The 18,481-nt window shown below is 59.7% G+C and carries 17 protein-coding genes and 1 tRNA gene; 10 read left to right on the top strand and 8 right to left on the bottom strand.

The features are described 5' to 3' along the window. The 3 genes from EKD05_RS14940 to accD form a co-directional block, all read right to left on the bottom strand. Window positions 1-906, bottom strand: coding sequence for a carbohydrate ABC transporter permease (locus EKD05_RS14940; RefSeq protein ID WP_129674108.1), 906 nt, complete (start codon window positions 904-906; stop codon window positions 1-3). Window positions 907-1,172: 266 nt separating this feature from the next. Beyond that, complete coding sequence (locus EKD05_RS14935; RefSeq protein WP_129674106.1) at window positions 1,173-2,033, bottom strand: acetyl-CoA carboxylase carboxyltransferase subunit alpha; 861 nt, start codon at window positions 2,031-2,033, stop codon at window positions 1,173-1,175. Next, the gene (accD, locus tag EKD05_RS14930; RefSeq protein ID WP_129674104.1) at window positions 2,033-2,962 is read right to left on the bottom strand and encodes an acetyl-CoA carboxylase, carboxyltransferase subunit beta; all 930 of its coding nucleotides are present in this window, start codon (window positions 2,960-2,962) and stop codon (window positions 2,033-2,035) included. The genes EKD05_RS14935 and accD overlap by 1 nt, the downstream gene beginning before the upstream one ends. Window positions 2,963-3,237: 275 nt before the next feature. Here accD and EKD05_RS14925 point away from each other — a divergent pair, with 275 nt between their 5' ends. From EKD05_RS14925 to EKD05_RS14910, 4 genes are all read left to right on the top strand, one after another. Next, the gene (locus EKD05_RS14925) at window positions 3,238-3,789 is read left to right on the top strand and encodes an inorganic diphosphatase (protein ID WP_129674101.1); all 552 of its coding nucleotides are present in this window, start codon (window positions 3,238-3,240) and stop codon (window positions 3,787-3,789) included. Between the two features lie 16 nt (window positions 3,790-3,805). Further along, a complete protein-coding gene (locus tag EKD05_RS14920) occupies window positions 3,806-4,264 on the top strand; it encodes an NUDIX hydrolase (RefSeq protein ID WP_129674099.1) in 459 nt (152 codons plus the stop codon). 129 nt (window positions 4,265-4,393) lie between these two features. Continuing rightward, window positions 4,394-4,885 (top strand): rRNA maturation RNase YbeY, encoded by a 492-nt coding sequence (gene ybeY, locus EKD05_RS14915; RefSeq protein ID WP_129674097.1) that lies wholly within the window; start codon window positions 4,394-4,396, stop codon window positions 4,883-4,885. After that, complete coding sequence (locus EKD05_RS14910) at window positions 4,882-7,002, top strand: glycosyltransferase (RefSeq protein ID WP_129674095.1); 2,121 nt, start codon at window positions 4,882-4,884, stop codon at window positions 7,000-7,002. The genes ybeY and EKD05_RS14910 overlap by 4 nt, the downstream gene beginning before the upstream one ends. A gap of 85 nt (window positions 7,003-7,087) precedes the next feature. On the opposite strand, the gene EKD05_RS14905 is transcribed toward EKD05_RS14910, so the two are convergent. From EKD05_RS14905 to EKD05_RS14885, 5 genes are all read right to left on the bottom strand, one after another. After that, window positions 7,088-8,824, bottom strand: a complete 1,737-nt coding sequence (locus tag EKD05_RS14905) for a peptide ABC transporter substrate-binding protein (protein ID WP_129674216.1) — start codon at window positions 8,822-8,824, stop codon at window positions 7,088-7,090. A 5-nt stretch (window positions 8,825-8,829) separates the two neighbouring features. Continuing rightward, complete coding sequence (locus EKD05_RS14900; RefSeq protein WP_129674093.1) at window positions 8,830-10,584, bottom strand: PD40 domain-containing protein; 1,755 nt, start codon at window positions 10,582-10,584, stop codon at window positions 8,830-8,832. Between the two features lie 19 nt (window positions 10,585-10,603). Continuing rightward, on the bottom strand, window positions 10,604-11,470 hold the full coding sequence (locus EKD05_RS14895; protein WP_129674091.1) for a xanthine dehydrogenase family protein subunit M: 867 nt from the start codon (window positions 11,468-11,470) through the stop codon (window positions 10,604-10,606). 21 nt (window positions 11,471-11,491) lie between these two features. Continuing rightward, complete coding sequence (locus EKD05_RS14890; protein WP_129674089.1) at window positions 11,492-11,971, bottom strand: (2Fe-2S)-binding protein; 480 nt, start codon at window positions 11,969-11,971, stop codon at window positions 11,492-11,494. A 91-nt stretch (window positions 11,972-12,062) separates the two neighbouring features. Continuing rightward, complete coding sequence (locus tag EKD05_RS14885; protein ID WP_129674087.1) at window positions 12,063-12,827, bottom strand: carbon monoxide dehydrogenase subunit G; 765 nt, start codon at window positions 12,825-12,827, stop codon at window positions 12,063-12,065. A gap of 371 nt (window positions 12,828-13,198) precedes the next feature. Here EKD05_RS14885 and EKD05_RS14880 point away from each other — a divergent pair. The 6 genes from EKD05_RS14880 (at window position 13,199) to cas6 (ending at window position 18,440) form a co-directional block, all read left to right on the top strand. Next, window positions 13,199-13,273, top strand: a tRNA-Asn gene (locus EKD05_RS14880). A 63-nt stretch (window positions 13,274-13,336) separates the two neighbouring features. After that, window positions 13,337-13,813, top strand: a complete 477-nt coding sequence (gene smpB, locus EKD05_RS14875; protein WP_129674085.1) for an SsrA-binding protein SmpB — start codon at window positions 13,337-13,339, stop codon at window positions 13,811-13,813. A gap of 2 nt (window positions 13,814-13,815) precedes the next feature. Further along, window positions 13,816-15,063, top strand: coding sequence for an MFS transporter (locus tag EKD05_RS14870; protein WP_129674083.1), 1,248 nt, complete (start codon window positions 13,816-13,818; stop codon window positions 15,061-15,063). Between the two features lie 63 nt (window positions 15,064-15,126). Continuing rightward, complete coding sequence (locus tag EKD05_RS14865; protein ID WP_129674081.1) at window positions 15,127-15,663, top strand: DUF4351 domain-containing protein; 537 nt, start codon at window positions 15,127-15,129, stop codon at window positions 15,661-15,663. Window positions 15,664-15,696: 33 nt separating this feature from the next. Next, window positions 15,697-16,743: a DUF2156 domain-containing protein gene (locus EKD05_RS14860; protein WP_255427192.1), complete on the top strand. Its 1,047-nt coding sequence runs from the start codon at window positions 15,697-15,699 to the stop codon at window positions 16,741-16,743. Window positions 16,744-17,426: 683 nt separating this feature from the next. Then, complete coding sequence (gene cas6, locus EKD05_RS14855; protein WP_240695794.1) at window positions 17,427-18,440, top strand: CRISPR system precrRNA processing endoribonuclease RAMP protein Cas6; 1,014 nt, start codon at window positions 17,427-17,429, stop codon at window positions 18,438-18,440. Window positions 18,441-18,481 lie beyond the last annotated feature (41 nt).

Genomic DNA, 18,481 nt, shown 5'->3' with positions numbered 1-18,481 from the left:
TTAACTGTAGGCCACCCGTTGTTCGAGATAGCGGAGTTGAATGATGGTCAGGATGAGCATAATGGCAAAGAGCACGATCGCGATCACGCCCGCCTCGCCTGCGTTATAACTGACAAAACCCAGATCGTAGAGATGAAAGATAAGCGTGGTCGTGGCAATGACCGGGCCACCATTGGTCAGTACCTTGATAATATCGAAGGCCTGAAAAGTGGCGAGGATACTGGTCACTGACAAAAAGAAGGCGACGGGGGAGAGCCCGGGCAGGGTCACATGCCAGAAACGATCCCACGGGGCCGCCCCATCGACGCGTGCGGCATCGTAGAGTTCGCGGGGAATGCCCTGAAGGCCAGCGAGATAGATGACGACGGCATAGCCGAGATTTTTCCAGACATAGACCATAATCACGGCGGGCATCGCCCAGGCCGGATCGCCGAGCCAGTTTGGCGAACTGAGACCAATCAGCCCCAGCAACTGATCAATGAGCCCGTAACGCGGATCAAAGATATAGCTCCAGACCACCGCCACCACGGCACCCGACATAATGACCGGCGAAAAGAGGACGGCGCGGGCCCCATTGCGATAGCGCAGGGGTTGATTGAGCAACAACGCCAGGGCAAGCCCAATAAGCAGGGTCAGGCCCACCGAAAAGAGCGCAAAGATGGCGGTATTCCAGACGATCGTCCAGAACTGAGGCTGGCTAAAGACTTCGGCATAATTCTCGAACCAGACAAAGCGTTTCCTGGGACGCAAAAAATTCCAACTGACAAAGCTGAGGTAGAAATTGTAGAGCAAGGGCCAGTAGGTAAACAGCCCGAACAAGAAGAGGTTGGGGCCAAGCAACAGCGCAAAGAGAAGCCATTCGCGTCGTTCGCGCATTGTCACATGGCGAGTTTGTTTTTGAAGCATTGCGTATCCCAGACAGCACGTCATGCTCACATGACGCATCATTGAAGCGGTGACTCGGCTGCACATCATGGTGCGTATAGGTTGAATTGATTGAAAAAGCTGCTCTGGTATCGTACTAGAGTTGCATTAATCGGGGGTCAATGGAGTATTAAGGCGAGGTGAAGGCGTGATTAAGCACCTAGACTGGTGCCATCCGGTTTTCTTTGCACGAAAAAAGCCAGCGTTGCTGGCTTTTTTCGTACACAGAAACTCGTTTTGGGAGGGTTTTATAAGAAGCTGCGCCCAGCGAAGCTCTGCTGTTCTTCGTACTGACCGATGCGGCGATACTTGTCATACCGTTGCCGCATCAAAACTTCGAGGTCAAGGGCGCAGACATCTTCAAGGTGCGCTGCAATGCGTTTACCGACGGTATCCATAGTGGCGAGGCGGTCGGTATGGGCACCGCCGGGAACTTCAGGAATGATCTCGTCGATAATTTCGAGCGTATAGAGATCCTGGGCGGTCAATTTGAGCGCCCGGGCGGCATCGGGGGCGCGGGCGGCATCGCGCCACAGGATCGAGGCCGTGGCCTCGGGTGACGCGACCGAATAGATCGAGTTTTCCTGCATCAAGATACGGTCGCCAACGCTGAGGGCGAGCGCCCCACCGCTGCCACCTTCACCAATCACCGTCACCACGATTGGTGTCTTGAGTACCGTCATCAGTTGGATGCTCTCGGCGATGGCATTGCCCTGGCCGCGTTCTTCCGACTCTTTATTCGGATCGGCGGCAGGGGTATCGACAAAACAGAGCACCGGAATACCAAACTTCTCGGCGTGGCGCATCAAGCGCTGGGCTTTACGATACCCTTCGGGATGGGGCATGCCAAAGTTACGCTTCATATTCTCGCGGGTATCATTGCCCTTTTGATGCCCGATCACCATCACCGTCCGGTTGCCGAACGAGGCCATCCCACCGACGATTGCCGCATCATCGCCAAAACGACGGTCACCGTGAAGTTCCACAAAATCTTCGCAGAGGGCGAAAATATAATCGAGCGAATGAGGGCGCTGGGGATGGCGGGCCAATTGCACCCGATCCCAGGGCGTCAACTCGACCGGAACATGGGGCGTATCGAGTTGTTCCATCAGACCCTCCCATGCACATAAATTGGCGTTGCGTCAGTTGCTTCGAGCCCATCGTCATCTTCTTCCATCGGGGGTGACTGACGGCGATAGTGTTGCAACAAACGCGCCAGGACATCACGTAATTCGCCACGCGGGGTGACCATATCAATCATCCCGTGGTTCAACATAAACTCGGAGGTTTGGAAGCCAGCGGGCAATTTCTGGCGCATAATCTGCTCGATCAAGCGCTTGCCGGCAAACCCGATATTGGCCCCCGGCTCAGCAATGATCACATCGGCGACCGATGGATACGATGCGGTGACCCCGCCGTAACACGGGTCAACCAGGATGGCAATATGGGGTTGGCGCGCCTCGGCGAGGCGGCTGAGCGCCATCGTCACCTTGGCCATCTGCATTAGCGCGATGACGCCCTCTTGCTGGCGCGCCCCACCCGACGTATTGATCGTCAAGAGGGGAATGCCAAGTTCGGCACCACGTTCAGCGGCCCGGGACATCTTTTCGCCATAGACGCTACCCATCGACGACCCCATAAACGCGAAATCGCCGACAGCCAGAGCCATCCAGAGCCCATCGATACTCCCGATGCCTGCAAGCACGGCATCGGCGAGACCGGTGCGATGTTGCGACTTCTTCAGCTTATCGGCATATGCCTCGTCGGGTGTCACAAAGCCAAGGGGGTCAGTCGGCAAGAGGTGCGCATCGGTTTCGCTGAAGGAGCCAACATCAAGCAGGCCGATCCACTCGCGGGCACTCATGCGCATATGGTGACCACACTTGGGACAGACCTTGAGATTGTCGTTCAGTTCTTTCCGATAGATCAGTTCGCGGCAAGAGGAACATTTCACCCAGAGGTCATCGGGGATCTGGGCCTGTTCGCTACTCTGATCAGCGGGGAAACTCTTTTTCGTTCGGCGGAAAAACTCTTTCACGTGCAGCAATCTTTCCGGGAGGGTTAGAACCTCCTCATGAGGCGCACAGCCTTTGTGTATTCTATCACAGCCAGATCTTGCTGTATTATAACATTTCTTTGTGGTGATGGAAGCTATCAGGTCTAGTGGAGGATGCTATCCATTTGGCTAGGTGGCGGGCGTGCGCCCGCCACCTAGCCAAATATTGGTTTACGGTGCATAGGGCTGCCGCTGAAGAGCTATCACATGCTATAATGGCGATGTTTGTGCAAGAAGGGTCTATTGAGGGGCCGACAATGCAGAATTATTGGCATGATCTGGATCCGGGGCCGAGTGTTCCCGATGTGATCCATACGGTTGTAGAGATTCCCAAAGGTTCACGGAACAAGTACGAGTTCGATAAGCGGATCGGGGCTTTTAAGCTTGATCGGGTGCTCTATTCAGCCGTGCAGTATCCCGGTGATTATGGGTTTATTCCCCAGACGTACTACGACGATAATGATCCCCTTGATGTGCTGGTGATGACGAACTTGCCCACGTTCACGGGCTGTATCGTTGAAGCTCGCCCCATCGGGGTCTTCCGGATGCTCGATAAGGGCGAAGCTGATGATAAGATTCTGGCGGTGTTGCAGTATGATCCGTTCTTTTCGAGTTTCCTGGATTATACCGACCTCCCGCCGCACTATTTGAAGGAAGTCGAGCACTTCTTTACGGTGTATAAGGATCTTGAGGGTACGCGGGTGGAGCCGGTAGGCTGGGAGCATGTTGATGTTGCGCGTCAGCGTATCCATTATGCGATCAATACCTATTGGGATATGCGCGCTGGGCGCAGTATCAAGCGTGGCTGATAAAAAGTCGTTGCCTATGCCCGCACGTTCCAATCACGCGCTTCCCCATCGTACTGCCTATTCTGCGGGTGGGGTGATGTTTCGTGTGCTTCAAGATCAGATCGAGGTCGCCCTGATTGCTACGGATCGGGGCGGCCGTTGGGGTTTACCCAAAGGGCACGTCAATCGCGGTGAGACGGCTGAAGCGGCTGCGTTGCGCGAGGTGGCCGAAGAGACTGGCCTTGAAGGGGCGATTGTGTGTCACCTTGCGACGATCGAGTACTGGTTTCGCGCCGGATCTTCGCGGGTGCATAAGTATGTCGATCTTTTTTTGATGCGCTATGAGCGCGGTGAGGTGCGCCCTCAGCAGAGTGAAGTAGACGATGCCCGCTGGTTTCCCCTCGAGGAGGCGGTGCTGCGTGTTTCGTTTGCCCGCGAGCGTGATGTGCTGGTGCAGGTGCAGAACCTGATTTTTCGCGATGAGGAGCATCAGTAAGCGGCACGCCTCAAAGAAGGATGAGAAGAGACCTCACAGGTCTTGATGATGGCGTCCTAATGCGGACGAGCAGACGTGTGAGGTCTTCGTTGAAAAGTATTGGGCCTGCGCCTGTCTGGTTGATGGGGTATGCGTCGTTATCAGATTGATGTACTGGTGGAAGATGGCTTGGAGGCAGCGGTCGCTGAGGCAGGCCTTGATCTGGCGCTGGTTGAGCAGGCCGCTACTGCTGTGCTCGCGGTTGAAGGTGTTGCTGGCCCGCTGGAGGTGAGTGTGTTGCTCGCCGATGATGCCCGCCTGCAAGCCCTGAATCGTGCTTTTCGGGGCCTCGATGAGCCGACCGATGTGCTTTCGTTTGCCGATGATGGTGATGGTGCCGCGTTTGTGGCCCAACCCGATGCGGTGCGCTATCTCGGTGATGTGGCCCTTTCGTATGAGCGGGTCGTCGCGCAGGCGCACGAGTATGGCCACAGTCGGGCGCGTGAACTCGCCTATTTGACGGTTCATGGGATGTTGCACCTGCTTGGCTATGATCACGAACGCGGCCCTGATGATGCCGCGCTGATGCGCTCCCGCGAAGAAGCGGCCCTCGCCGAACTTGTGCTCCCCGAAACACCATGAAGATTTTGATTGTCTTGACCTATTACCACCCCCACTGGACCGGGTTGACTGTCCACGCGGTACGGGTGGCCGAGCACCTGGCGGCGCGTGGGCACCAGGTGACGGTGTTAACCAGTCGCCATGCTTCCGATCTTGCCCGCGATGAGATGCTCAATGGGGTGCGGGTCGTGCGCTTGCAACCGGTCTCGCGCTTTAGTCGTGGGATGGTGACACCGGCGTTTCCCTGGGCGGCAGCGCGCCTGATTGCGGAACATGACGTCGTGCAGATCCATACGCCGCTGCCTGAAGCCCCGCTCGTCGCACTGCTCTGTCGGAGCCTGGGGCGGCCGCTGTTGATGACGCATCACGGTGATGTGGTGATGCCAGATAGCCCTGTTGAACAGTTGCTTGAACGGACGGCGTTCCAGGTGCTGCGTACTGCCGCGAGCCTCGCCGATGGCCTGACTTCGTATAGTGAGGATTATGCCCGTCATTCGCGCTTGCTCTGGCCTTTTCATGAAAAGCTGACCTGTATTTTGCCGCCGGTTGAGTTCCCTGAACCCGATTCCACCGCTGCTGCGGCCTGGAAGCAGGAACTTGGCCTGGCTGACCGGCGTTTGATTGGGTTTGGGGGCCGTTGGGTCAGTGAAAAGGGTTTTGACGATCTGCTCCGTGCCTTGCCGCTGATCCGTGCCGAGGTTCCCGAGGCGCATCTGGTTTTTGCCGGCGAGCGCAACGTGGTCTACGATGATTTTTATGCGATCTGCCGCCCCCTGATCGAGGCTGAGCAGGAGCATATCACCTTTCTGGGGTTGATCAAGGATCGCCAACAACTTGCCAGTTTCTATGCGATGCTCGATCTTTTTGTGCTGCCCAGCCATACCGATATGATGGCAATTACCCAGGTTGAGGCGCTGCTCTGTGGGACGCCGGTGGTGGCGACGGATATTCCTGGGGCGCGGGTGGTGGTGCGTGAGAGTGGTTTTGGACAACTTGCGCCGCCGCACGATCCGCCGGGCTTGGCGCGAACGATTCTGGCGACCCTGGCCGAGCGTGAACGTTATCGCCCGAGCCGGGATGTGGTGCGTCGGATCTTTGATACGGATCAAACGATGAATGCGTATGAGCAGTTGCTGGCCCGGTTGGTACAGACGCGGAGTCGCTCTGATCTTGGGGCACGGGCATCACGTCGGCTGGTTGGTGGTTCCTGGCCTGCCCTGGCGGCGGCCCCAATGACGGCGGCAGCTTCGCTGCATTCGCTCAATGGTGCGCCTCAGGCGCACACCGGGCTTTCTGCCGACGATCAGGCTTTGCTTGGGCAGTTGTTGCGCAACGAGGCTGATATGGCCTATCGCCGCCGTGCGCCGACGCTGCTTGGCTTCCTCGAGCTCCACGATGGCGAGACGGTGCTCGATTGTGGCTGCGGGATGGGGGTGTATCTGATGATGATGGGCCGTCTCCGCCGACTCAACCTGATCGGCGTTGATGGCGATCGCGAGCGTTTGCACTGGGCCGAGCGCGAGCAGGTGCCCGCCGATCTGTCCGAGGTTGATATTCATCAGTTGCCCTTTGCTGATGCGAGCTTTGATAAGGTGCTGATGAGTGAGGTGCTGGAGCATCTGCGTGATGATCGTGGGGCGCTGCGCGAGATCTGGCGCATTCTCAAGCCCGGCGGCATCCTTGCGATCAGTGTGCCGCACGCCAATTATCCTTTTTGGTGGGATCCGATCAATAAGACGATCGAAGCGTTTGGCGGTCAACCGATCACCAGTGCCGGTCCTATTACCGGCATCTGGAGCAACCACGAGCGCCTGTATCTGCCCGAGCAACTGCGTGAGGCGGTGCGCGAGGCCGGTTTCACGGTCGAGGTGGTGGAAGAGCAGACGCACTATGCGTTCCCGTTTATTCATTTCATTGTGTACAGCATTGGCAAGCCGTTGATCGAGCGCAATCTGCTGCCCAAAGGGCTGCGTGATAGTGCTGACCGCTTTCGTGGCGAGCGCAACAGCGGTAGTCCCTTGAACCCGATCAACCTCGGGGTGGGGCTGTTTCGGCTCTTTGATGCGCGGAATGACCGTTTGCGGGGAACCGAGCGAACGTTTGTGACGCTGGCGTTGAAGGCGCGGAAGCCTGGGTGAGAGGCGCGGAGGCGCAGAGGTTTTAACGCAGAGGCGCGGAGGCGCAGAGGCGCAGAGGTGTGATGTTATGTGTTCTCTCTGCGCCTTAGCGTCTTTGCGTCTCTGCGTTAAGAAGGTACCAGCGTTCGATGTTCCAGTAGTAGCGGGGCGAGCTGAGGTCGATTGGGCCGTCGAGGGTGGTGATTGCTTCGTTGAGCATGACGGGCATGCGGTCAACCCAGAGGAAGAGGTAGGGGAGGTCGTCGGCGATGATGGCCTGGGTTTGGCGGAGGGCTGCGCTGCGCTGGTCGAGGTTGTAGAGTTGACGGGCGGCTTCGGCGTTGGCGTCGTAGGCGGGGTTGCGGTAGCCAACGACGTTGCGTGTGGCGCGGGTGTCGGCGTCGCCTTGATTGAGTTGGCTCGAGTGGAAGAGTGCAAAATCGTCGGGGTCATAGAAGGTGACATCGCCAAAGCCTGGGTCGCCTGCGCCGTTGATCCAGCCGCCCATCAGCAGATCAAAGGCGAAGGGCGGGGCGTAACGCGCCCGGATGACCTCGTCAAAACTGCCGGTCTCGACCTCAATTGCCATCCCGATCGTCGCGGCGGCGGCGGCGATCTGGCGGGCCGCAAGCAGGCGGCGCTCGTCGTCCTCGCGCACATAGAGGCTCACCGTCAGCGTGGTGCCGTCGCGCTGGCGGATCGTTGCGCCGTCAGGCAAGATCCAGCCGGCTTCATCGAGCAGCGTGCGGGCGGCTTCGAGGTTGACTGGTGTGGCGCGGGGTGGGGTGAGATCGGCCCATGAGCCGGGGAGTGCTGTCGAGCCGAAGGTGAGGCCTTGGCCTTTGGTGGCGCTTTCGACCAACCGCGGGATGTCGAGGGCTAGGGCGAGCGCCTGCCGCAGACGGAGGTCGGCAAAGGGCCGCCCTTCACGCAGATTGAAGCCGACGAAATAGTAGCCATTCTCGGGGTAGGCCGAGGCCCGCACTCCGGCGGGCGGGGTCAGCGTCGGCGACCAGGGCAACTCGGCGAGCAAGAGGCGCTGGTCGCTCAGGTGATCCAGGGTTGCTGCGGGATCGGCGAGCACTTGAAAGGTGATCTTTTCGAGCAACGGCGCCCCGTGATGATAGCGTTCGAACCGTTCGAGCACCAGCGTACGGCTTGGCGCATCGCTTGCCAGTTGAAATGGCCCACTGCCAACGGGTGTTTCCCAGGTATTGAACCTGGCAAAATCTTGATCCAGCAGCTGATGGCGGGGCAAGATCGGCAGCGCCATCGTCGCGAGGATGGGCGCAAAACGACTTGTCAGCGTCATCACGACGGTATCGGCGGCGGGGGCGGTCGCGGCACTGATATAGCGCAGATCGGCGAGCAAAGCGGTCGTGGTGACTGGCAAATTGCGCAGGCGTTCGAGCGTAAAGAGCACATCGGCGGCGGTGAGGGGCTCGCCATCGTGCCAGGTCAGATCGCTGCGCAACGTAAAGGTCAGCACGCGCCCATCGGCATCGGTGGTCCAGCGTTCGGCGAGATCGGGAACAGGCCGCAGTTGGCTATCGAGGCGCAGCAGGCCACTGTAGAGCAGCGCGGCAAGCTGCTCTTCGTCACGTGAGCGCGGCTGCCAGGGACGCAACGCGGGCACCGCGGCGGCGAGGCGGATCGTCAATTCGCCGCCACGCGGCAAGGGCGTCGGGGTTGGCGGCAGCACCTCGGTTGGCGCAGCGGGTGGGTCGGGAAGCGAGGTTGGCGTTGCCGCGCCGGGCATCGTGCAAGCGGCCAGCCAGGCAAGCAGCAAAAGTGAGGCCCCGAGGCTGAGGAGCAAGGGGCGAAGCGTTGCGATGAAAGTCATATTGTTCACAGACTACTTAACACAGCGAGGGCGAAGGGCCGATCGAGCAACCAGGTCTCGGTTGGGGCAAGGTAGAGCGAGGCCACCTGATTATTGCGGCTGATGCGCAACGCTCCGGCGACACTTTCGCCTTCGGGGGTTGTGCCGCGCAGCTCGCGCACCATGCTGCCATCGGGCAAGACGAGCGGCTCGCCGAGGGTGGCATCGGGCAGGATCAGTTCGGGGAAGAGCGTGATGGAGCCACCGGGAGGCCCTCCGGCGACCAGGCGCGAGGCAAGCACGCGGCTATCGGGGCCATCGGCGATGCGATAATCCACTGGGCCGCGCCGTTCTTCCCATTCGGCAGGGACAGCGAGGGCAATCTCGGCGCTGCTTACCGTGATGACGGGCGGGGGCGGCAGCCAAAGTACTGGCGACGTGAAGGCAACATTCTGGGCCAGGCGTTCAGATGGATCGGCTTCAGGTGCCCAGAGCCAGAGTTCACCGGCTTCAACGTCGGGAAACTGCGGCTCGAAGGTGCTCAAAGCGGATTTCCAGTCGGGCGGCAAGAGCACGGCCAGTTGCGAACCATCGGGCGACCAGGCGACGGTACGAGCGTATTCCAGCGTCGTGAGCGGGCTTGCACTCAGCGTCAGTTCGCGGTCAGGCATCATTACGGTCGCCGTCGCGTCGAGTTGCAACAGCGTCGTAGACCAGACATCATAGCCGGTAAACCCGCGCGCATCGCTGAAATTATACTCGGTGATGGCGACCAAGCGATTGCCAGGGCCATAGCGGGGAGGTTCGGCCCAACCTGCTCCGAGGTTCAGCGGCTCACCGCGGCGATCAAACGAACTCGTCTGCTCGGTCAGATTGAAATCAACGAGCGTCTGATAGCCAAGAAAACGCTGATAGGCAATGCTCAGGGCATCAGGCGACCAGGCGGGGGCATAGAGCACATGGCCTTGGGGCAAGCCGCCCGCGCCATCAGAGAGCGCAATCTCCCACCCGTTATCGCCCTGGCGATTGAGCATCCGTAGTTCATTGCCCGCCCCCCGAAAATCAAGCCCATTGAGAGTATACTCGGGCGGGGTTGCATACACGAGGCGGCGCCCGGTCGGGCTAAAGGCTGGTTCGCAGCCACTGCCGAGCGTTTGTTCCTCACCTGAAGCGACATCAAGCAGGCGCACCTCGGCCTCGGCGCACCAGCGACTCCAGGCGGCCCATTCGGGCAACGTCGGGCGTGCCATCGTTGCCGAGGTATAGGCGATGGTCTGCCCATCGGGTGCCCAGCTCAGACTGCTTGCAAAACGATTGTTGGACGTCACCTGCTGCAAACCTGAGCCATCACGTGCCACGAGCCAGAGCTCGTTCTGCGCATCCACCGTGCGGACCAGGGCGAGCAGACGGCCATCGGGGGTTGCGGCCATCTCACTGACCGCTGAGGCGAGGGTGCGGATGGCCCGTGTTGTCACATCGAGCGCAACCAGATCGTCCATCTGGAGAAAGAGGATCTCGCTACCAGGCAGCGCCTCGGCGGGGGGCGTCGTGGCAACGGGTGACAGCGTTGGCGTCGGGGGCGCTGCGGTCGGCGACGGGGTCGCCGTCGGCACCGTAGGCGACGGACTCGGCGCAAGCGTTGCTGGTATTTCGGTCGCGTTCATTGGTGGCGTTGGCGTAGGTGAGACCACAGGGCGAAGGGCCTGATTGCTATTGCAACCAGTGAGCGCGATCGCCATCACGATCAGCACCATCCATAGCTTGTACATTACGCGACGCATAGGGGACTCCTTGGATCAATCACGATGTGCGAAGGCTTGCGGCAGCGGCCTCCAGTGCGCGCCGGGTATAGACCTCAACCATCGCCCGGCGGTAGGCTTCGCTGGCGTGGAGATCGCCGAGGATCGCAAGTGTAGCGGCGGCACCCTGGGCGGCTGCGGCGAAGACCTCGGGTTGAGCGGGTTGATGCAGCAGCTTGGTCTCGACGGTTGTGAGGCGTTCAGCGCGCACCCCGGCACCAGTAACCGCGACGCGGCAGGCGGTGATCTGACCAGCCTCGATACGCAGGAACGCCGCGACGCCAACGAGGGCATAGCGACTGGCGGGATGGGCGAACTTGAGATAGGCCGCCCCTTCACCGGGGCCAACGCAGTCGAGCGTGATCGCAGTGAGGATCTCATCGGGGGCGAGCGCAGTCGTCAACATATCAACAAAAAAGTCTTCAGCGGCGACGGTACGTAGCCCGGCAGGCCCATAGATCGTCAGCGTCCCATTGAGTACCAGCACCACCGCGGGCGCATCGGCGGCGGGATCGGCGTGCGCCAGGGCCCCACCGAGGGTACCGCGATTGCGCACCTGGCGATCCCCGATCAGCCGGATCGTCGCAGCGAACACCGGTACGGCCTGGCAGAGCGTCGCATCAGCTTCGAGGGCACTCCAGGTTGTCATGCTCCCAATAGTGACCCGCTCGTCAACGGTAACGCCAACGAGTTCAGGGATCTTATGAAGATCGATGAGCACCGCAGGCGTAGCGAGGCGGAGCTTCATCGTCGGCAAGAGGGAATGACCGCCGGCGAGCAGTTTGGCTTCATCGCCATACTGCTGCAAAAGGTCGAGCGCTTCATCAAGACGGGAGGGTGCATAGAAGGTAAAAGAACTCGGGATCATCGCAACTCCTGGCTCAGAGGGCTAAGCATTCTGGTTTGACTGCATCTGTTGGGCAGCATAGCGCACCGCACGCACAATATTCTCATAGCCAGTACAGCGACAGAGATTGCCCTCGAGGGCGTGTCGGATCTCCTCATCAGAGGGATCGGGATTCTGCTGCAAGAGGTCGGCAGCCGACATAATCATGCCCGGGGTACAGAACCCGCACTGCAACCCATGTTCAGCCCAGAACCCCTCTTGCAACGGATGCAACGTCGCATCCTGGGCGAGACCCTCAATGGTTGTCACGGTAGCACCATCGGCCTGCAGAGCCAATACCGTACATGCCTTGACACTGATCCCATCGAGATGCACCACACAGGCCCCGCACTGGCTGGTATCACAGCCAATATGGGTACCGGTGAGATGCAGATGGTCACGCAAAAAAGTTACCAGCAGCGTCCGCGGTTCAACTTCACCTTGATACAGACGACCATTGACGGTTAGCGAAATGCGCGTCACAGGATACCTTTCTTATAGGCAAAGGGTTCAGGGTTCAGGGTTTAGGGTTTAGGGTTTAGGGTTTAGGGTTCAGGGTTCAGGGTTCAGGGCTTTAGCGACGACGACCGAGCAAATAACCAACGAGAAAGGCAATAATCAGCCAGGGCGTTGCCGGGTTCTGTTTGAGGAAATCCTCGACCGCCCCACGCACCACGGCCGTCTCGGTCAGCCCTTGACCTGGCTCAACCTTGATTGAGCGGCGCACCGCATCGGGAGAAAGCGGCACCTGCCTCGTTGCAGGCGGAGCCTCTGATGGTGTAGGCATCTCGGCAGAGGGTGATGGCGCATCAAGGTTCTCGGTCACCGATGGGATGTCGTCGAGCGCCTCGTCCGCTGCCTGTTCGACCTCAGCCGTGTGGGCCATGGCGTGGGCAAAGCGGCGCGCCACAATCTGTTGCTCGAGAGCCTTGAGGCTCTGGTTAATCAACGTACGAGCGGCCCCATCAATCAAGCGTTGACCGATACTCGCAAGCTTGCCACCGATTTGAGCCTCGCCACCATAATCAAGAATGGTCTCAACGCCATCGGTACGAAGCTTAAGCGTACCGGCCCCCTTGAGGAACCCATTGCTGCCTTTGCCATCGACATGGAGATCGTAGGACTCGGGGGCGACCACATTATCAATCTGGACAGTACCGGTATAGACACCGCGGACGGCCTGGAGCCCGATCTTGAGGGTTGTCTGGTAGTGATGGGGCGCAACTTCATCGAGTTGTTGACAACCCGGGATCGTCTGCGCAAGCACCTCGGGATCATTGAGGGCTGCCCAAACCTCTTCGCGGGTTGCTTCAAACGTATAATTGCCAGCAATTCTCACAGATAGGATCCTTCAAGCACCATGTACCTGGTGACGCACGGCTACAATTGCTCTGAGGTACATTCTAGTCTATCCATATGGTCGTGGCAAGTGGCACGGCGGCGGGGGTTAGGGCAATTGCATCATACGAAACCGGAGACAACAAGGCGCTCTATCAGGGCACCCGCAAGGGCCGGGCACCCGCAAGGGCCGGGCACCCGCAAGGGGTGCCCCTACAGGGCCGGGGGCCGGGTTCGGTGTAGGGGCACCCCTTGCGGGTGCCCTGGCGGGGTGCATGCACGGAAGATGCAATCGCCCTGGGTACGCTTGTTGTACGAGTTGCAGAAAGCGAAAACCTATGCTATAATCTGCCCTGTCCGTGAGCGGAGTGATCCCCGATAGCTCAACGGTAGAGCGGCTGACTGTTAATCAGTAGGTTCGTGGTTCGAATCCACGTCGGGGAGCCACGAGTGATAGGCCAGGTAGCAGCGCTACCTGGCTTCTTTGTTGAGGATGTTTGAGGTGATGTTATGGCGTCAAAGAAGCCTCCTGCCGGGGTGGTGGCCGATAATCGGAAGGCGCGCCACGATTATGCGATTGAAGAGACCTTTGAGGCGGGCATTGTCTTGACGGGCACTGAAATTAAGTCGGTGCGTGCGGGCAAGGTGAATCTGCGGGGGAGTTATGCCCGCGTTTTTCGTGACGAGGTCTTTTTATATGAGGCGCATATTTCGCCGTATGAGCAGTCAGGCACGTATTTTAACCACGAGCCGACGCGCCCGCGTAAGTTGTTGCTGCATCGGCGTGAGATCCGGCGTATTGATGGGTTGATTCGGCAGAAGGGGATGACCCTGGTGCCGCTGAAGATCTATTTTAAGGGGCGACGTGCCAAGGTTGAGTTGGGTGTTGCTCGGGGCAAGAAGCTTTACGATAAGCGCGAGGATATTGCGAAGCGCGATGCGCAACGTGATATCGAGCGTGTGATGAAGTCGCGTTCACGGGACTAGCAATGGCTGTTGGCTATGTAGCGTTGCTGCGGCGCAATAAGCAGTTCCGTCGGCTCTGGTATGGGCAGATTGTGAGTCAGTTGGGCGATTGGCTTGATAGCATCGCCCTCTTTATTTTGCTTTTGAATTTGACTGGTTCGGGTCAGGCGCTGGGCTTGTTGTTGCTGGCCGAGTTTTTGCCAGGGGCGCTGGTCAGTCCGTTTGCGGGCGTGGTGATTGATCGGCTACCGCGTAAGCTGGTTTTGATTGCGAGCGATCTTGGTCGGGCGGCAATGGTTTTGCTCTTGCTGCTCGTCAATAGCCCGGCAGATCTCTGGTTGGTCTATGTTGCCGTGGTGCTGAAGGTTTCGATGGCGGCCTTTTTTGAGCCGGCTCGCTCGGCGATTCTGCCGAGTCTTTGTACACGTGAAGAGTTGGTGACGGCGAATGCGATCAGTGGGGCGACCTGGTCGGCCATGCTGGCGATTGGGGCGGCCCTCGGTGGCCTGGTTGCCGCTACCCTGGGCGTGCGGGCGGCTTTTCTGCTGGATGCGGCCTCCTTTTTGCTCTCGGCGGCGATTATTGCGACGGTGCAACCGCGCCCGTCGGAGCGTTTGAGCGCTGATTCGGCGTCACAGGGGCGCTCGGTGCGGGCGCTGGTGGGGCAAGCCGGTGGTGAATTGCGTGAGGGGGTACGCTATGTCGTGCGCCATCGCGAGGTCTTCTGGTTGACGTTGACGAAGGCGTTGTGGAGTGTTGGGGGCGGGGTTTTGTTGCTGCTAACGCTGTTGGGGCGCGAGGTCTTTCCGCTGGGGCGCGATGGGGCACTGAGCATTGGCTTGCTCTATGCGGCGCGGGGGCTTGGCACAGGCATTGGCCCGCTGCTGGCGCTGCGGCTGGGCGGCGACGGTCAACGCTTTCTGCGCCGCGCCATCGTGATGGGCTTCTTTGTCACGGCGGCGGGCTACCTTGCGCTCAGTGCGATGCCAACGCTGGCGCTGGCGGCACTGGCGGTGCTCTTTGCGCATCTTGGCGGCAGTGTGCAATGGGTCTTTAGCACAGCGTTGTTGCAGACGAGGGTGCCTGATCAATTGCTTGGGCGTGTATTTGCGACCGAATATGCGGCGCTCACGTTGACGACCGCGCTCTCGGCGTATCTCACCGGCGTCATTGCCGATCAGGGGGTTAGCCCGTGGGCGCTGTCACTTGGCCTTGGTGGGGTCTTTCTCGTGACCGGGACGATCATCGGGTTGGCGCTGTGGCGTGAATGACCCATTTACAGTGTAGTGCTCTATTTAGGTGGGGCCGGAGTGCGTGATAAGGGTATACACGCATTGTATAATTTAGATGGAACGACCTATCTGTCATGGCGTTATCAGGTGGTACGGCTGTGGGAATTATCCGCCGAGGAGTTATTGGCGTTGAAGCGTCCGGCGCTCATGGCGTTGATTGGGCAAACGCGGATGCGCGAACCCGAGGTGATGTTAACGGCAGCCGTTCGACAGGTAGTCGCGAACACAACGGATGACCAATGTGAGCGTTTGCTGGCAGAATTATTGTTGTTATGTACAGATGAGGAGATAGCAGCAATGGCTGAACAGATCATTATGCGCGATTATGGGTTGCCCGAGACTCCGATGATGCGCAAACTGCGTGAGCAGGGCCGTGAAGAGGGTCGCGAAGAGGGTCGTGAAGAGGGTCAGTTTGCCGTGTTGCTGCGCCTGTTGGAACGTCGCTGTGGTGTCGTACCTGCGCCATTATTGAGCCAGGTAGAGCAACTGTTGCCTCCGCAAAGGCTTGCGTTGATCGATGCGGTGCTTGATTTTGAGGGTGTGGCTGATCTGCAAGCGTGGCTAGCCCAGAAGCAATAGGCGTACATCATCGTCCAGACAAACATTCGGCTTTTGCTGCAGCGTTACGGTTGGCATACGATGTCGTGCCAGCTTTTGACCCGTGGCCTGACCTACTGGTTTCCGCCTGAAGGTGATGGGGTAGTCGGCTATGTGTCGGCGGCCCGGACGCGGGTCGTCGCGGCGGCACCGGTTTGTCTGCCAGAGCGTCTTGCTGCGGTGACACGTGCTTTTGCGGCTGATGCGGCCAGCCATGGTGCGCGGGTCTGTTATTTTGGGGCGCAGGCGCCCCTGCTTGACGCGTTGGCCTGGCAAACGCCGACAGCGCGGATGGTGCTTGGGGCCGAACCAGGCTGGGATCCTGCGAACTGGCCGCACATCCTGCGTCGGAAAGCCTCATTGCGCGCTCAACTTGCGCGGGCACGCCACAAAGATGTGACTGTTGTGGCGGTAGAGGCAGAGGTGGCGCGGCGTGCCCCAGCCTTTCGGCAGTGCCTCAAGGGTTGGTTGGCAACACGCCATTTGCCACCCATGCACTTTCTGGTCGAGCCAGACGCGTTGGCGGTGCCAGGCGATCATCAGGTTTTTGCGGCCTATCGTGCTTCAACGGTTATTGGCTACCTGGTGGCGGTACCCATTCCCCGGCGCAACGGGTGGCTGATCCAGCAGATTATTCGCAGTCATGCCGCCCCGAATGGGACGGCCGAATTGCTCGTTGACGCTGCGATGCGTTCTTTTGCCGAGCGTGGGGCCAGCTATGTCACGCTTGGCCTGGCTCCACTCTCTACCCATGCCCCCGACCATGACCACTCGGTACCACCAATGGTACGCCTCTTGCTCAAAGGCATGCGTAGCTATGGGCAGCCTTTCTATAACTTTGCTGGCCTTGATGCCTTCAAAGCCAAGCTGCAGCCCGAGACGTGGGAACCAATCTATGCGGTCAGCAACGAGCGCCAGATCTCGCTCCATACGCTGTATGCTATTACCGAAGCGTTTGCCGGAGTGCCGCCGCTGAGCTTTTTCAGTTATGGACTCGTGCGCGCAGTTGGGCAGAAGTTTGGGCAGGTTGCACAATCAATAAAACGAGGGCCTTCGGGGTAAGGTTGAGCGTAGAGCCCAGCTTAACCAGGCGGCGACGGCGATGTTTGTTCGGGCGGTTGCCTCTTCTTGCCGTGGGCGTGATGGTGTTCCAGGAAATGATCCGCTCTGCGCCGGATGCCGTGGGGCGTGATGGTGTTCCAGGAAATGATCCGCTCTGCGCCGGATGCCGTGGGGCTGAAGCCCTCGGCGAGGGGAAGCGAAGCCCGCCTTCGCGGTCTATACCGGATTCATTGCTGGAAGACCATAAGCCCTCGGCGAGGGGAAGCGAAGCCCGCCTCGCGGGCTAGACCGGATTCATTGCTGGAAGACCATCACACCTACGCCACAGGCGCATGGGACGTTCCGCAGGTCAGACCGCGCGCGTGAAGATGAAGATGCAAGCGCCCTGCGGTATGTGCGACCAGGGGTTTTGGGGGCGCAACGATAGAGGAGATCGCCAGCGAAGCCGAGATCAAGAAGGCCTACGATTTAGCTCTCTTTTGCGCATAAGGATGGTCTGATCAACGCATATCTTTGGTAATATCCTGGTAACACTCGACTGATAGACTGCTGAGAAATGTGATCAGACTCTGTGAGCCTGCTTTGGTAAGGCGATAACGCCCCCTCAGGTAGGCTTCTGTTCACATCAGTGCGCATTCGCGCACGGTCTGATCGGTATAATCAGACATGGATCTTCATCGATCATGCGAGGTTCTATGGAAGATACGCTTTCCCCGGGGCGTGGGTCTGTGGCAGGGGATGTGCCGAATTTGGCGACGTTGCGCGTACGGCTGACGTTTCGGTTGCTGTCGGATGGAGTTTTGCCAGCCCGCAAAGGCAGTATGTTTCGCGGCGGTTTTGGGTACTCCTTTCAGCAGGTATCGTGCCCGCGCTCGTGTTGGCGGAGCGAGGTCTGCGCGGGTGCGACGATCTGCCCGTTTCGCTGGATCTTTGCCACGCCGCACCCGCCGGACAACCCCTATCTGCACGACCTGCGTGATGTGCCGCGCCCCTTTGTGATCGAACCGCCCGCAGAGACCCGCACCCACTACCGCGCCGGTGAGGTGCTGGAGTTGACGCTGGTCCTCATTGGACGCGGGATTGATTTCCTCCCCTATTTCCTGCTCAGTTTCGAGCGTCTGGGCGACATGGGCCTGGGCCGCGACAACGCCCGTGCCCGCCTGGAACGCGCCGAAGCGCTGGCCCCGTGGAGTCCGGTGGGCACGGTGATCTACCAGGATGGGCGCATGGTGGCGACGGAGCCGTTGCCGGTGCTGAGCAGTGCCGAGGTTGTGGCGCGGGCGGCCGCCATGCCCGAGGATCTGCGGTTGACGTTGCACGGTCCGTTGCGCTTGAAATACCGGGGCGACTACCTCAACCGCATTGTGCCGGCGGCGCTGATCCATGCAGCCTGCTGGCGGATTGACGTGCTCGCGGCGTTTCATGCCGACGGCGGCTGGGCAACCCCGTATCGCCCGCTGGTCGAGGCGGCCGAGGCGATCGAGGTGCGGCCAGGCCAAATGGCGTGGAACGACTGGCGGCGCACCTCAACGCGCGGCCCGACCCCGCAGACCATGTCGCTCGGCGGCATCGAAGGCAGCGCCGAGTTGCGTGGCGTGCCCGCCGCGCTGCGGGCGGTACTACTGATGGGCAGCATTGTCCACATTGGCAAAGCGTGCGTCTTTGGGCATGGGGGGTATGCGCTGGAGGGGCTTTGATGGGGAGGGTTTTAACGCAGAGGCGGGGAGGGGTTTAACGC

This window comes from Candidatus Chloroploca sp. Khr17 (assembly GCF_004138165.1).
Classification (GTDB): Bacteria; Chloroflexota; Chloroflexia; order Chloroflexales; family Chloroflexaceae; genus Chloroploca.
Note: the sequence above shows the minus strand (reverse complement) of the source record. Positions and strands in the feature narration are given on the sequence as shown.